General features: G+C 67.5%; 10 protein-coding genes. 7 read left to right on the forward strand and 3 right to left on the reverse strand.

Annotated elements, in window-relative coordinates; genetic code table 11:
• The first annotated feature begins 1 nt into the window (after position 1).
• The 7 genes from EKH81_RS05200 (at position 2) to EKH81_RS05230 (ending at position 8,249) form a co-directional block, all read left to right on the forward strand.
• Entirely contained in the window at positions 2-373 is a 372-nt protein-coding gene (locus EKH81_RS05200) for a fluoride efflux transporter FluC (RefSeq protein ID WP_132056871.1), read from the forward strand.
• On the forward strand, positions 370-735 hold the full coding sequence (locus tag EKH81_RS05205; protein WP_132056873.1) for a fluoride efflux transporter FluC: 366 nt from the start codon (positions 370-372) through the stop codon (positions 733-735). Before EKH81_RS05200 ends, EKH81_RS05205 begins: the two co-directional genes overlap by 4 nt.
• 187 nt (positions 736-922) lie before the next feature.
• A complete protein-coding gene (locus EKH81_RS05210) occupies positions 923-2,047 on the forward strand; it encodes a hypothetical protein (protein WP_132056875.1) in 1,125 nt (374 codons plus the stop codon).
• A 26-nt stretch (positions 2,048-2,073) separates the two neighbouring features.
• Positions 2,074-3,087 (forward strand): hypothetical protein, encoded by a 1,014-nt coding sequence (locus tag EKH81_RS05215; protein ID WP_132056877.1) that lies wholly within the window; start codon positions 2,074-2,076, stop codon positions 3,085-3,087.
• Between the two features lie 4 nt (positions 3,088-3,091).
• Positions 3,092-3,733: a hypothetical protein gene (locus EKH81_RS05220; protein WP_132056879.1), complete on the forward strand. Its 642-nt coding sequence runs from the start codon at positions 3,092-3,094 to the stop codon at positions 3,731-3,733.
• 89 nt (positions 3,734-3,822) lie between these two features.
• Complete coding sequence (locus EKH81_RS05225; protein ID WP_238392125.1) at positions 3,823-5,448, forward strand: ATP-binding protein; 1,626 nt, start codon at positions 3,823-3,825, stop codon at positions 5,446-5,448.
• Positions 5,445-8,249: an outer membrane protein assembly factor BamB family protein gene (locus EKH81_RS05230; protein WP_132056883.1), complete on the forward strand. Its 2,805-nt coding sequence runs from the start codon at positions 5,445-5,447 to the stop codon at positions 8,247-8,249. The genes EKH81_RS05225 and EKH81_RS05230 overlap by 4 nt, the downstream gene beginning before the upstream one ends.
• A gap of 108 nt (positions 8,250-8,357) precedes the next feature.
• On the opposite strand, the gene EKH81_RS05235 is transcribed toward EKH81_RS05230, so the two are convergent.
• The 3 genes from EKH81_RS05235 to EKH81_RS05245 are packed head-to-tail and all read right to left on the reverse strand — an operon-like array spanning position 8,358 to position 14,869.
• Complete coding sequence (locus EKH81_RS05235) at positions 8,358-11,051, reverse strand: COG1361 family protein (RefSeq protein ID WP_132056885.1); 2,694 nt, start codon at positions 11,049-11,051, stop codon at positions 8,358-8,360.
• Complete coding sequence (locus EKH81_RS05240) at positions 11,044-12,051, reverse strand: hypothetical protein (protein WP_132056887.1); 1,008 nt, start codon at positions 12,049-12,051, stop codon at positions 11,044-11,046. The genes EKH81_RS05235 and EKH81_RS05240 overlap by 8 nt, the downstream gene beginning before the upstream one ends.
• Positions 12,052-12,064: 13 nt before the next feature.
• Positions 12,065-14,869, reverse strand: a complete 2,805-nt coding sequence (locus EKH81_RS05245; protein WP_132056889.1) for a carboxypeptidase-like regulatory domain-containing protein — start codon at positions 14,867-14,869, stop codon at positions 12,065-12,067.

Below are 14,869 nucleotides of genomic sequence, written 5' to 3' on the forward strand. Positions count from 1 at the left end.
ACTGCGCCCGCTCCTGCTCGTCGCGGTGGGCGGCTTCGCCGGAGCGGTCGCCCGCCACGCCGTCGCGGTCGCGCTCCCCGCCGGATTCCCGTGGGGCACGCTCGCGGTCAACGTCGCGGGGAGCTTCGCGCTCGGCGTCGTGCTCTACGAGGTCCGGCTGACGGGGCGGCTCACACCCGAACTCCGCCTGCTGGTCGGTACCGGCTTTCTCTCGTCGTTCACCACGTACAGCACGTTCGCGGTCGAGACCGCCGCGCTGTCGCCGACGTTCGCGGTGGCGAACGTCGGCGCGAACTACGCGCTCGGCTTCGCGGCCGTCCTCGCGGGGCGTGCGGTCGTCCGGACCGCGGTTTCCGGGGAGGTGTCGAGATGAGCGCCCTCGGTGCAAATATCGTCCTGCTGGTCGGTGCGGGCGGCGCGCTCGGCGCGCTCGCCCGGTACGCGGTCGGCGTCCTGCTCTCGGGTCGGACCGCGGACACCCTCGCGGTCAACGTCCTCGGGAGCTTCGCACTCGGCGCGCTGACCGTGGTTTCGGCCGAGGGGTCGGCTCTCTCGGCGACGTTCGGGGTCGGTTTCTGCGGCGCATTTACCACGTTTTCGAGCTTCGCGGTCGAGACGGTGCTACTGTACGAGGACGGCGAGCGTCGGGCCGCGATTCGAAACGCGGCGGTGAATCTGGCGGGCGCGCTACTCGCTGTGGGTCTCGGCGGGTGGGTGGCAATCTGGCTGTCGTGAGTCGCGCAGGCCGAATCGACGGTATCGTTTCGCGAGGGTCCCAGCCGAGAGATATTCGAAGCAATGCGTAAAGTATTGACATTTGACGTTATCGGGTGGTCGGTTTTCGACTCTGTGAACGCGCCATTCGGTGTCTTTGCGGGAAACGTCGCAAACTTTAGTATGTAGCAAAAACGTGGAATTACCGATGCCACTTCGTCCCACTGACACCGACGTTCTCTCGGACATCTGTATGTCGGTCGCATTACAGAACTACGGGTTTCTGTACGTCGACCAAGTGACCGACCAACTCCGGTCGGAGTACGAGAGCGCCGACAAGAGTCCGCTGAAGGCGAGCTCGCTCTCGGCGACCGACATCAAAAAAGCGATGGAGAACGTAGCGGGCGACGAGTACTCGAAGCTCCAGCGGCTCCGAACCGGGGTGTACTACTACGACCCGTTCGGAACAGGCAACGGCGAGGATATCGCCACCGAACTCACCACGCTGTTTCGCCAGCAGCTCGTAGTCACCGGCGAGGAACTCCGGTCGCGGTTCGACCTCGCCATCGACGACATCGACTTCTTCACCGACGAACTCGCCGACCGGAATCTGGTCCGACGCATCGCGACCGGGGAGCGCGACTACTACACCATCGGCTCCCAGCTCAAAGAGCAGGCCGGAGAGGCGGGCGTCGCCGCTCGTCTCAGCCAGCGCGCCACGAAGGGGAAACTGACTCACGGCGAGCTCGAAAAGGAGATAAGCGTCTCGGCGACCGCCGACGTAATTCGGTATCTGGAGACGCAAGACTTCATCATCGACCTCGACGGCGAGTACTTGGTCAAGACCGCCATCGACGAGTACGCCACCAAGCTCGCCGACCAACTCACCGAGCGCGTGACCGAGGCGTTCGGAGAGAGCGGCTACGTGATGCCCGAACGCGAGTACCGACAGCTCCTCGTGACCGAAATCAAAGAGCGCACCGACGTTCTCGAACGCGAACCCGGTCTCCGGGATACGGTGGTCGAACACGTCGAGACGACGCTCGCGGAGGGGTCGGGCGAGACCGGCGAGTCGTATCCCGGCATCGTCGTGGACGAGGACGCCGGGATGGCCGTCCACGAGGAGCAGTTCGACGAAAAAATCGACTCGCACGCCGAGGAGCTGTCCCGTCAGGTCCTCGCAGACTCGATGGCTTCGACTCCAAGTCAGATGGTCGAGACCGTCCGTTCGGACATCGACGCGCTCACGCTGGCGACCGACCCCGACGCCAACGAGTACGTCCAGCGGGAAATCGAGGCTGCGACCCGCGAAAAGATAGAAGAAGAATTTTGAACGCCTATCCGGAGAAATAGACAACAATGCAGAAATACACCGAATTCGAGACGAAGGGCGAACACGTCGTGGCTAGACCGCGAAACAGCACCGAGGAACCGGTTCGACTCCCGAAGGAGGTCGCCGACCGCGGAGACGACCAGTCGGCGCAGGGCAACTGGGAGGACGTCGTCGCGCAGTTGACGCGCCACGAACTCGGCGAGACGCTGACGATAAACGAAGTCGGCGAGGGCACGATTTCCCGGAACGTTGCGGTGGACGCGCTCGTCAACGCCGAGGAGACGTACGTCCGCGGCGAGACGGGGGCGAGCGCGCTCATCGACTATCTCGCCAGCGAGGAAATATTCGAAATCGGCGACGACGGCGGCGACGTCGTGGTGCTGAAGTCGCCGTCGGAGGCGCTCGAAAACAACCCGAAGATGCTCAACAACTGGGCCGCGACACTCGACACCTCCATCGACCGTATCGAGACCGCGGTCCAGCGGGTCAAGGACGCCCAAGAACGACTCAAGAAACACGAACAGGACGTTCAGAGCGACGTGAACCTCACGTCACGGACGAGCGACAAGAAGGCCGAGATAAAACAGGAGATACAGAGCCACCTCGCGGGCCGCCATCCATCCGAACTCGACGACACCGAGTACCAGCGGTTCAAGCAGTTGCGCAAGCGCTACCACATGTACGAGTCGATGGAGAAGGTCAAGGAGGACGGCGACATCGCCGAATCCGCCGGACAGGCTCAGAAGCTCGGCGAACTCGTCGAGGACTTCGAGACCGTGCAGGCGACGATGGCCGAGATACGCGAGGACTTCCGGGAACTCGCGCTCAAAAACGACCTGTTCCCGCAGAATGCGGTCGAGCAACTCGACAACTTCGTGGACATCGTCACAGGGCTGACCGACACCTTCGGTCCCGAGGACAAGATGGAAGAGCAGTCCGACGAGGAGTTCCTCGACGACCTCATGGACAACACCGGCCAGATAGAGGAGGTCAGCGAGAGCGTCGAGAGCGTGGACCAGGTGCTACACGACACCGCGTGAGTCGATGTACGCGATGTCATTCGTCGGGACGGTCCGGTCGGTCGAAGCTCGTTTCACGGCGCTCCGTCGCCACCGCCGACTCGACGACGAGCGCCCGATTCGGCGGTGCGTCGAGCGGGCGCTCGCCGACCTCGCCGACCTCGTGGAACTAGTCGTGGTCGCGTTTCCCGTGCCGCCGCTGTCGCGGCCCCGGTCGGCCGACGACGACGAGGCGGTCGAGTCGGTGCTCCGCCGGACCTACGAGCGCGAGGACCCGATGGCCCGTGACGAGGCCGACCCGGCGGTTCGTGCGCTCGACGGCGGTCGCCTCGAAACCGTCGCCGGAACGCTCCTCGTCCCGCTTCCGTCGGCCGGTCCGGCCGCGGCGAACTGGTACGTGTTGTACCCGTGGCTCGGCGACCGACTCGACGCGATACGACAGACTTGCGGCCGACTCGCGGGTCGAATCGACGCGCAGGGCTGGCCCGCGTTCGCCGACGCCCTGCTCGGACTCCGCGAAGTCGTCACCGACCTCCGCTCGGTCGTCGGCCACGCGGTCGCGGTGACCGACTGGATTGCACCGCCCGACGGCGGCATCGACGACGAAGCCAGAGACGCGCGGCGGACCGCCGCGAGATTGGTCAGGAAGCTATCCAACGAACTATGACTCTTAACCTCACACCGATACTGAAACGAGACCAGCCGACCTCTCACGTCGTCGTCGGTCGAAGTAAACTCGACGCATCGACGGAGGTCGTGAAGATACGCCACCGAGGCGTCCCCGTCTTCTTCAGGGTGGACCCCGAGGACGACCGCCTCGCCGACAGCATCGGCAACAAGGTGTATCTGAACGAGAGCGTCGAGCAACTGTTCGGTGGCATCGACCGCGGTGAAAGCTTTCTGGTGGATACCTCGCCCCAGTTGCGGTCGGTGCCGGTCTGCAGGGAGGCCACGCTCCACGCGCCGGGTCTCGACGACGAATCGCTGGCGGCCGCGCTCCGGAGTCGCGAGTACCTCCTCCACCCCGGCATCGAGGAGGTGGCCGACTTCGACGGCCAGCGAATCGAGTTCACGGTCAACGACGCCGAACCCGCCGACTACACCACCTTGCGAGTCACCGACGCCACCGAACTGGAGTTCGCCGACGAACCCGACCCGAGCGTGAATCACTCCGGCGGTGGGGCCGCGGGTGGCGCTCGCGGTTCCGGCGGCGGACAAGGCGGCGGACAGGGTGGTTCGGGCGGCGAACAGGGCGGCCGCGAGGAGGTGGACATCGACATCACGCCCAAGAAGCCGACCAAGAGCTTCGAGGACGACGTGGCCGGGTTGGAAACCGTGAAAGGGACCGCCCGGACGATGCTGGCGATGTTCGACCCCGAGAAACAGCGCGCTGTCGAGGACCGATACGGCGAGGAGTTCGCGGCCCGCGGCGGGAGCATGATGTTGTACGGCCCGCCCGGGTGCGGAAAGACCCTCGTCTCGGAGGCCATCGCCCACGAGGCCAAAGAGGAGACCGACATCGAGGAGGAGTACGGCGACGTGAAGTTCCTCGAAATCAAGGGCGGGGACGTGCTCTCGCGGTACCCCGGCGAGTCCGAGCGCCGCATCGAGGCGGTGTTCGACCAGGCCCACCAGGTCGCCCAGGGCGGGTTCGCGGTCCTGTTCTTCGACGAGGTCGAGACCCTGATTCCCGACCGGAGCGACGACGGCCTCCAGCGCCACGAGCGGTCGCTCACCAACGCGTTCCTCCAGGAGATGAACGACATCGAGGACAATCTGTTGGTCATCGGCGCGACCAACATGCCGTTCACTATCGACCCCGCGGCGACCCGGCGGTTCCCCATCCAGCAGTTCATCCCCCAACCCGACGCGAAAGTTATGTCGCAGGTGTGGGAGGTGAATCTCCGGTCGCTCCCCAACGCCGACGACATCGACTTCGAGCGACTCGGCGAGGCGTCGGTGGGGTACACGCCCGCCGAAATCGCCGACCGCGTGCTCGGAAGCGACCTCCAGCGCGAGTTCGTCGAGAGCATCGTGGACCCGGACCGCGACCCCATCACCCCGGACACCGAGTACCTGCTGGAGTGGCTGGACGACACCGAACCCAAGACGGTCCGCCAGTACGTCTCCAGCGTGCGCGAGCAGTTGGACGACCTCGAAGGCTACCCGGAGATGCAGCGCTACATCGAAGACCAGGCCGAGGAGCACGGTATCTCGCTCGGCCGAGGCGGCGGTGGCGGACTCGGCGACCTGCTCGCGAGCGCGGCGGGCGGCGACTCCTCGGAGTCGCCGCCCGCGGACGGTGACGGCGAGGAATCGGGAGACACCCCGGAGGACGGCGAACCCGCTCGCCCGCCTGCAGGCGGAGGGAACGAGTCGTGACGCCACCGACCGACTACGCGCCGACCGGGTCGTTCGAGTCCGCGACCGTGACCGCGGTCGCCGCCGACGCCGACCGCGTCGTCCTCGGCACCGAGGCGGGCGAGATTGCGGTCGTCTCCTCGGACGGCAGAACGACGACCGAGTTCGACGACCCGGTCGCCGACCTCGCGGTCGGCAACCGAATCTACGCGCTGGCAGGCGACACCGTCGCCGCGCTCTCGGGCGCGGGCACCCGCGTCTGGTCGGTCGAACTCCCGTCGGCCGAGACGTTGGCCGCGCTTCCGGGGGCAGACGTGCTCGGCGTCGTGACCGACGACGACGCCTTCCTCGGATTCGACGGCGAGACCGGCAGCCAGCGGTTCGACGCGTCCGACCCTCACGCGGACGTGACCGATGACCCCGGTTTCTTCGCGACCGACGGCGCGTTCGTGTTCGTCGCGTGGTCGTTTCTCGCGGTCCGGAACCCCGACGGGAGCGAGCGGTTCGACCGAAACCTCGACGGCGCAATCGAGTCGGCCGGAATCGTCGGCGAGACCATCGTCGTCTCGCTCAAAGACGAGCGCGTGGTTGGAATCGACGCCGAGACCGGCGACCGGCAGTGGGAGCGCGAACTCACGGTCACCGACCTCCCCGAGCGCGGCGACGACGCCCTGTTGTTCACCGCCGATGGCGAACTGGTGTCGCTCGCGCCCGACGGCACGTACGGACCGGTCACCGACCTCCCGAGCGGTGATGTCTACCCCACGAGCGACGGGAGTTTGTTCTGCGTCGTCGCCGACGGCACCGTCTCGGTGTATCGCTCCATTGGCGACCCGTCCGAGGCGCTCGCGGTCGAAATCGACGACGCCGAACTCGTCCCCGGCGCGGCCGACGAACTCGACTTCACGGTCCGAAACGACGGCGACGACCCCGTCTCGGCCGCGCTCGAAATCGACGGCGAGGGCGTCGTGTTCGCCGGTGGCGACCGCTCGATAGACCTCCCACCGGGCGAGTCTGCCGACCTGTCGGTGTCGGTCGGCACCGTGACCGCCGACCAGACCGCGACCGTCGCGGTCGGTATCCGCGACAGCACCTTGGCGTCGGCGTCGCTCCCGGTCGCGTCGAGCGCATCGCCGACCGATGCGCTCGACGTGACCGCCGAACTCGACGCCGTCGCTGACGGCACTGCCACGCTGGCCGTTACGGTCCGAAACGACGGCGAGACGCCCCTCGACGGCGTTTCGGTGTCGCCCGGCGATGCTCGTTTCGAGCGACTCCGGTCCGGCGAGTCCGCGACCGCAACCGTCGAGACCGAGTTCGACCCCGGACGGACGGTTCCGTTGACGGTTCGAACCGAGCGTGGCGAGACCGGTACCGACGTGTCGCTCCCCGACCGTGCCGCCGACCTCGCAATCGAGGCGACCGACCGGTCGTTCGTGGACGTTCGGGTCGAAAACGCGACCGACGCCGAACTCGCCGACGACCTCGCAGTCGAAGGGGACCGCGTCGGCGGGCGGGTCGAGCGCCGAGTCGAACTCCCCGGCGGGGGCGCGCTCGTTCTCGCGCTCCGACCCGAGACCGCGCCGGGCGAGGTGCGAGTGGACGCGAGTCTCGACGGACTCGGCGCGCGCGAGTCGGCGACGTTCGACGCCGGAGAGTTCGAGGTGCCAGCGCACGAGCGGCCGTCCGAACCGGTCGCTCGAAGCGCGACGAGCGAGGACGCACAGGCGCGCACGCCGACCGGGGGTGCACCGTCGAACGCGGCGACCGACGCCGAGCGCAGGACTCCGGACCCGACCGGTGCGGTCCTCTCGGCCGACCGAACCGTCGAATCGACCGACCCCGCCCGGACGCAGGGCGTGCGCGAGCGTCTCACAATCGAGAACGAGGGCGACGAGACCGCCGAGGACGTTCGGGCGTCGTTCCCCTCCGAGACGGCCGCGGTCGGCGCGCTCGCGCCGGGCGAGCGCGCCACCCTCGTACGCAGACACGCGTTCGCCGAGACGGGACCGGTCGAACTTCCGTCCGGAACCGTCACGGCTGAGAACGCGTCCGACGCCCGAATCGACGGACGAAGCCTCGCGGTCGGCCCCGCCGAGTTCGCGGTCGAAGTCGGCTTCGACGCCGACGACGGGGGTCGCCGTCTCGCGGTCACGCTCACCAATCGACGCGACGTGGGGTGTGACGTGACTCGAATCGGTGTCAAGGGATTCGGCGTGTGGGACACCGACCTTCGGGTCCCGCCGGGCGAGACGGTCGAGTGGACCCGCCCGGTCGAATCCGGGGGGCTGTCCGGGACCGCGGTCGAGACCGCGGTCGAGTACGCCTACGACGACCGCGACCCCGAACGGTGGGGGACGATGGGGTACGTTCCCGACGCCGACGCCGACGACCCGGAGGGTATCGACGCGCTCGCGGCGTCGGTCGGCGAGGAGACCCGCGTTTCGGGCGGCTACGGGAGCGTCGTCCTCGTGGTCGAGAACGCCTCGGGGTCGCCCGTTTCGGACGTGTCGGTCGAGGCGACCGGCGAGGCGGTCAGCGACCTGATGTACGCGGGGAGCGAGTCGGTAGAGCGCCTCGATGCGGACGAGGCGTTCACTCACTTCGTGGACGTGGAGGCCGAGGGCCCCGACGTTTCGGTCGCGGTCGCCCTCGCCACGGACGACGACGAGACCGAACTGACGCTCCGCGGCCCGGCCCCCGCCGACGAGGACGGCTGGTCCGAATCGACGCTCGACGAGTGGCGCGTCGAGCGCGCGGACGGCGACGGGACCGACGACTCTCGGCCGACTCACGTCGCTTCGTCGTTCGCGGTGCAGTAGTCGTCGGTACGAATTTTCCGCTCAGAAGTCAGTCGATTCGGTCGTGTAGCGCGAGCGATTTTCCGGGCTGTAAAAAGCGCGGTCGTCGAAAATCGAATCGAGAACCGCCTACGACGCCACGAGGAAGTCGCCGCTGACCGCTTCGCGGGCGTCCCGGACGTAGGCGTAGGTGTTCCGACCGAGGTATCCCAGCAGTCCCACGAACAGCAGACCGGAGACTGCGGTCGAACCGTACAGCGAGTAGCGCGCGAGCTGGAGCTGACTCGCGGCCTGCTGGCGCTCGCTCGTCACGCGGTCGGCCTCCTCGTCGGCTCCGGCGGCCTCGAACGACGCCGCTGCGTCGTCGTAGGCCGAGAGGACCGACGACGACTGGGTGGTGAACGCGTCCCAGTTCGCCGGGCTGAACACGAGCGGCTGTCCCGCGACGACCGTCACGGTCCCGTCGCGCATCTCCTCGCGCACGTCGCGGGCCTCTTGCCGCTGTTCGTTGCCCTGTGCCACCGTCTCGCTGTACTCGTCGAACGCCGCCGAGGACTCGGCTCGGAGCTCCTCCGCGCGTTCCTCGTCGCCCTGGAGTGACGCGAGCTGTGCGAGCTGACGGTTGATGTTCGCTTGCTCTATCATCGAGACGTCGTCGGATTCGAGCTGTGACTCGTAGTACGTGGTCTGCTCGTCCACGAGGTTGTTGACGGTCTCCTCGGCCGCGTCTCGGGACTCCCCGGCCGACGACTGTAGCTCGTCGTCGTCGTACTCGTCGATGTAGCTGTCGAGGAGATTGTAGGTCGCGGCGGCTCGAACGACTTCGTCCTGAGCCGCCTCGTTGCCGTCGCTCTCCATCGTGTCTCTGGCAGACTCGACCGATTCTACGAACAGGAGCGTACTCCGTCCGGCCGCAATCGAGGTCGTGAGGTCGGTCCGCGACACGTCCCCGCCCTCGCGAAGCTCGCCTTCGAGCGTGTCGAGCGTCGTCACCATCCCCGATGCGGTGTCGCTCCGCCAGTCGTTCCCGTCAGTGTACTCCGCGAGCGGGTCGCGTATCTCCTCGAACGACACCGGCTCGGGGGTCGCGGTCACGGTGACGGTCTCGGACTCGATGTCGTCGCCGGTCACTTCGAACTCCCACGTGTACTCGCGGTAGAGTTCCGCGGAGGTGTCGAACTCGACCGCGACGACGAGCGGCGCGGTCTCGCCCGCGGTCAGCGTCTCCGGCGGGCGGTCTACGACCGTGAGCCACTCGTCGGGACCCGACTCTTTGGTGATTTCGAGGTTCGACACGTCGCGGTACTCCAGCGCCTCCGCGATGTCGGTACTCTCGGTGAGGTTCTCGGTCACGATGACGTCGCCGTACTCGATTGACGTGCGCTCGACCGCGAGTTCCACGTCGTGAGTGACCTCCACGTCCGAGGTGACGCTCTCGGTGCCGTCCTCGTCGGAATCGACCTCGACGGTCAGGGGGTAGCTCCCCTCGGGCGTTCCGGGGTCGGCCTCGATTTCGACTTCGACCTCGCCGGACTCCTGTCCCTGTATCGTGTCCGGGGAGTCCACGACGCTCGCGCTCACGTCGGCGTCGTCGATTCCGGCGCTCGCGCCGAACACGTTCAGCTCTTGGTCGCCGTCGTTCGGGACATCGACCGTGACGGTCTGGGTGTGGGAACTCACTTCCGACTGGGGTTCGTCGAACACCATCTCGGTGTCCGACATCGACAGGTCGCCGAACCGCGCGGGGTAGATGACTCGTCCCGTGAACGTCACCTCCTCGCCCACGCCGTTCTCGCTGTCGGGCGTGAGTCGGGCGTCGAATTCGAGGTCGCTGTGCTGGGGTGCGTTGTCGCCCGCCGATATCGTCACCTCGGCGGTGTCGCTTCCGCCCGCCGAGGTGCTGACGTAGGGCAGGCCGCTGAAGTCTATCGACCCGTGCTGGTCGGACGACGTGACCTGCGAGTCCACACCCGAGATGCCGGTGGAGCCGCCCTCCTCGGTGATGGTGAACTCGGTCGTCTCGTCGGTACCGACGAGCACGTCGCCGACGTCCACCTCGTCGTCGTCGACGCCGAGGACGGCGGGCTTTGTGACTTGGACTTCGACGGGGAACGTCTCGGTGTTGCCAAGGTTGTCAGTCACCGTGGCGTCGAACTGATAGGTGCCCTCGTTCAGCGACGAGTCCGCCGTGAGTTCGAGGGTCGCGGTGGTGCTCCCACCGGCGTCGATTCGGTTCGGAAGCCCGGAGTAGTCCACGCTGAGACCGCTTGGCACGCCGCTGAAGGTGATATCAGTCGGGCGCATCTCGCCGCTACCGACGTTGTCGATGTCTACCTCGTGTTCGGCCGTCCCCTCGTTCTGCGATTCGAACGCGAGGTCCACGTTCTGTTGGAAGATGCCGTCGATTTGCGGTGCGACGACTTCGACGTCTATCTCCTCGTAGGGACCGCTCTGGAAGATGTTCTCGACGTACCGTTGGGGTGCGGCGTTCTCGCTGACCGTCACTTCGTAGGTGACCTCGTACTCGCTGCCCGCGACGAGGTTCCACGAGGTTCCCTCGCCGCTCTGCCCGTTACCCTCCCACTCACTGAATTCGAACACGACGTTGCCGCCGTCGGCCTGGATTCGGTCGTTGGCGGTCACGCTCTCGTTCGAACTCGCGGTGAAGGTGTGGGTCACCGTCTGAGTCGTCGTCCCTGAGGACCCCTCGGCGGCGTCGGCGAGTTGGACGGTGCCGTCGATGTTGGCCGCCGCGCTCCCCGCGAAGCCGTGGAGACCCACCATCAGCGCCACCGCGACCACGAGGACGGTGCGGCTATCCATGGACGACCTCCTCGGTCAGCACGATGTCACCGATTTGGGAGTCCTCCACGTCCTTCGCCCACGCCGAGAGGCGGTGGGCGACGACCATCGCGACGAGCGCGACCACGAGCGCGAAGCCGACCGCGAGGATTACGCTCGCGACCGCGAGCGAGAACACGGTCGATTGGGCGCGCTCGCTCATCGTTCCGACCGTCTCCGACCGGTCCGACAGGCCGTGTTCGGCCGTGGCCTCCGACGCCGTACCGAGTCGGTCGCTCGCAGTTCTGGCGTCGGCGTAGTGGTCGAACACGGAGACGGTGTGGGTCGTGAGCGCGCCGACCGGCGAGGTGCACGACTCGCCGCAGTCGGCGAAGAACGCGTCTGCGGCCGCCACCGACTCGTTCACGGTCTCCACGTCGCTCTCGTACGTCGATTGGAGGCTCTCGCGCTGGACTACCAGATTCGAGTACTCCTCGACTGCGCCGCCGCGCTGGTAGGCGGTCGCGGCGCTTCCCATCAGTTCGAGCGCGACCCGGGTGTCGTTGGCCGCGAGCGCCTCGTCGTGGAGCGTCTCGCCCTGATTCTGGTAGAAACGGTCGAGCGCGATGGACGTTAGCGCGGCGTACTGGCTCCCGCCCGCCGACCGAAGCTCCTCCAAACGGGCTTCGGTCTCGTTCGCGCGGTCAATGCTCTCGGCGCGCTCGCCCGACTGGCTCAGTTCGTACGCCTCGTCGAAGCTCACCAGCACGTCGTAGACGAGCGCCATTCGGTCGGCCTTCGCGTCGGTGAACTCGCCGACCTGCACGGCCGAGACGGCCTGTGCGCGCACGACTTCGAACTCGCTGTACTCCTCGAACGCCTCCTGTCCTTCGAGCGCCCGGAGCGATTCGAGGTACTCGTCGGCCGTCTCGGGCGACGAGTCTTGGGTCGCCGCGCTGGCGGCGGTCGCGGGAGCGACCGCCGACCAGCAGACGAGGACGACCACGAACACGCATCGGGCGCGCTTGTGTTTTCCTGCCATGTTTTCCTCCCGGTTAGAACACCGTCCGCTCCAGTCTGCTCCGCAGTTCGTCGTGGTCGAACAGTTCGTCCACGCCGTCGAGCAGTCCGATTGCGACGAACGCGACCGCGGCCCCGCGAACCCGGTCATCGCCCCGCTCGGAGTTGACGAACTCTTTGACGCCGTCCCACAGCTCTCGGGCGGGCGCGACCACCGCGAGGTCCGACCGCTCGCGGTCGATTCGGTCGTCCACCGCCCGGAGCCGCTGGAGCACGGTCTGGCGCTGGCTCGTCCGGTCGTCTTCGAGGAGTTCGAACAGCGCGTCGGCGTCGAAGCTCCCCGACCACTCGACCCACTCGTCGGGCATGTCGGCGCACGCCCCGAACAGGTCGGTGTTCCGCTTGGTGGTCATCGCGGTGTGTATCAGTTCGACCGCCTCCTCGGCCGCGTCGAGGAGCGCCGCCACGACCGCGTCGGGGTCGGCGTCCGCGGTGGCGAAGCGATGACCCTGCCGAGACGTGCGCTCGACCGTGTCCACCAGCGCGGTCACGACGCTCCCGTAGTACCGCGGCACCGCCACGTCGCGTCCGCTCGCGGCGGCGAGCGACTCCACGTCCTGTCGAATCGAGGTGATTCGGTCGCGCTCGGCGCGTCCGAGGGTGAACTCGAACGGCGAGTCGAGCGTCTCGCGGGTCCGCCCGCCGTCGCGGACCTCGACCCGCTTCGACTGGGCCGAAAAGGCGTTTCCACCGCCGGAGAACTCCAGTCGGGCCTCGTAGGTGCCGACGAGCAGGTCGTCGAACGTCGCGACTCCCGACTCGTCGGTGGTCGCCCGGTGGGTCCCGCCGAGTTCGGCCACGGCGTCCTCCTCCGGCCGAATCTCGACCGGAAGCCCCGCGACCGGCGTCCCCTCGACGGTCGCGGTCACGTCGAGTCGCCCGGTCAACTGTCGGAGCGTCAGCGAGTCCTCGACCGGCGCGGAACCGCCCAACGAGAGCGTCGCCGCGTCGCTCTCGTACTTCTCGTGGTCGGCCGACACCTCGACTTCGGTCGCCGCGAAGGGAACCGAGAGCCCCACTCTCCCGCGGTCGTCGGTCCGCTCGGTTCGTGAGTCGCCGTTGTCGAGCGTCGCGGTGACGGGGATGTCCGACAGGGGTTCGCCGTCGTCGTCGGTCACCGACACGCGGGCTTTCTTCGGCCCGAACTCGAAGCCGACCTGTTTGTCGCCCCGGACGTTCACGGTCTTCTGTTCGGTGACGCCACCGGTCTCGGCTTCGAGAATCCACGTCCCGCGTTCGAGCGTGAGCGACCCCGCTCCGTCCGAGACGGTGGTCTCCTCGGTGTCCTGATGACCGTTCGTGAAGTTGTTCTTCGCAGTCGCGGTCACTTTCGCATCGAGGTTGGTGCCGGTCCCCGCGTCCTCGACGGTGACGGTGACCGAGGGGTCGGTGGCCGCGGCCGGGGGTGCCGAACTCCCGGTCGTCACCGAGGGAGTTCGGCGCTTTCGAATCAGTGCGATACCCGCGCCAGCGCCCAGTACCACGAGCGTCCCCGCGATGGCTGCCACGCCGAGTAGGCCGCCGGGAACGGCCGCGAACGTCCCGCCGGAATCGCCGTCGGCGTTCGCGGCGTCGCCGCTCTCGCCGGTGGAGGAGTCGGCCGGGGCGTAGCTCAGAGTGCTGTTGTCGGGTTCGGGTCCGTCGATTTCTGCGCGGACGAATCGGTCGCCCGCGAGCATGAGTCGATAGCTTCCGTTCGGATGCAGTCGATAGTCGGTTCCGCTCAGGTCGAGGGTTCCGTTCTCGACCGAGACGGTCGCGTTCACCGCCGCCGACTCCTCGTCCACGACGTGCATCAAGAGCGTCGCGCCGTCGGCCGAAAGCGACTCGTCGCTGAAGTTCACCGCGGTTCCGTTCGACGCCACGGTCGCGGTCATCGTCTCGGTCTCGCCGCCCTCGGGACTGGCGTCCTCGAACAGCGGGTCGCCGCCGTGATACGCCGAGACGCTCAGGGCCCCGGCGCTCGCGAGCGCCTCGTCGGTGACCGCGAGTTCGGTCCCGCTCGCCGTCACCGTCGCCGCGTAGGTCCCGGTCGGGTTCTCGGTGGTCACCACGAGGTCGTAGTCGGTGTCGGCGACCACGAACGGGTTCACGACGACCGTCTCGTTGCCGTCGCGTTCGATTTCGGTCGCACCGGTCACGAGCGACCGGAGATTCACGTCTGTCGAATTTCCGTTCGAGACCTGAATCGTCGCGCTCTGTTCGAGCGGGAGGTCGAGGCGGTCGGGCGCGAGCGACGCCGCGAGAACGTCGGTGCCGTTTCGGTACTCGACGGTCGCATCGACCGGCCCGGTCTCGCCGTCGAGTCGGGCGTCGGCACCGCCGCCGTCGGCGTAGCCGAGCGCCTGCGTGACCGGCAGTTCGAGCGTCGCGCCCGAAAGCTTCGCGGACGCGGACCCGTCGAACGTGAGTAACTGGAGGTTCTCGTGCTCGGTGACGGCGCTTCCGTTCTGCGGTTTCACCGTGACGCTCGCGTTCGAGAGGTCGGTCTGCGGTTCGCTGAGTCGCGCGACGGGCACGCTGTACGTTGCTTCGCCCGCTCCGGCACTCGCGTTTCGGTCCACAGAGCCACCCGCCGCGCTGACGGTGACGTTCCGGTTGTCGCCGTCGAAGTGCTGTGCGCCGAGGGTTATCTCCAGCGTGTCGCCGTTGCGGGTCACGTGGTCGCCGCCGTGGGCGCTCCCGACGCCCGCGACCGCCGCGACCATCGAGCAGACGAGGAGCGCGGCGACGACGACCGCGCCCGCGCGTTCGAGTCGTGAGTGACGCGTGCCTGGCAT

The organism is Halorussus amylolyticus (assembly GCF_004143485.2).
GTDB lineage: Archaea > Halobacteriota > Halobacteria > Halobacteriales > Haladaptataceae > Halorussus > Halorussus amylolyticus.